The 730-nt window shown below is 40.8% G+C and carries 1 protein-coding gene; it reads left to right on the forward strand.

Annotation, left to right across the window (positions count from 1 at the left end; genetic code table 11):
• Positions 1-730: protein rexA (locus PsAD26_RS00795; protein ID WP_153041432.1), on the forward strand; the 730-nt coding region annotated here is incomplete at both ends.

Genomic DNA, 730 nt, shown 5'->3' on the forward strand with positions numbered 1-730 from the left:
ACTTACCGCAGCAAAAATAAAGGGAAAGATAAGCGCTCAATAAACCTGTCTGTTTTCCTTAATTCTCTGCTGGCTGATAATCATCACCTGCAGGTTGGCTCCAATTATTTGTATATTCATAAAATCGATGGAAAAACTTTTCTCTTTACCAAAACAAATGACAAGAGTCTGGTTCAGAAGATAAATCGCTCTAAAGCTTCAGTTGAAGATATTAAGAACAGCCTCGCAGATGACGAATCATTGGGATTCCCATCTTTTTTGTTTGTTGAAGGCGACACCATTGGTTTTGCCAGAACTGTTTTCGGGCCGACCACATCCGATCTGACAGATTTTTTAATCGGGAAAGGAATGTCATTAAGCAGTGGAGAGCGCGTTCAGATAGAGCCACTGATGAGGGGAACCACCAAAGACGATGTTATGCATATGCATTTCATCGGCCGAACAACGGTGAAGGTAGAAGCCAAGCTACCTGTATTTGGCGATATATTAAAGGTCTTAGGGGCAACAGATATTGAAGGGGAGCTTTTTGACTCATTGGATATAGTCATTAAGCCAAAATTTAAAAGGGATATAAAAAAGGTTGCCAAGGATATTATTTTTAACCCGTCACCTCAATTTTCAGACATTAGCCTGCGGGCAAAAGATGAGGCCGGAGATATTTTAACAGAACATTATCTATCAGAAAAAGGCCATCTCTCAGCGCCTCTGAACAAGGTCACCAATGCTGAGA

The sequence above is a fragment of the Pseudovibrio sp. Ad26 genome (genome assembly GCF_001623285.1).
Lineage (GTDB): Bacteria > Pseudomonadota > Alphaproteobacteria > Rhizobiales > Stappiaceae > Pseudovibrio > Pseudovibrio ascidiaceicola.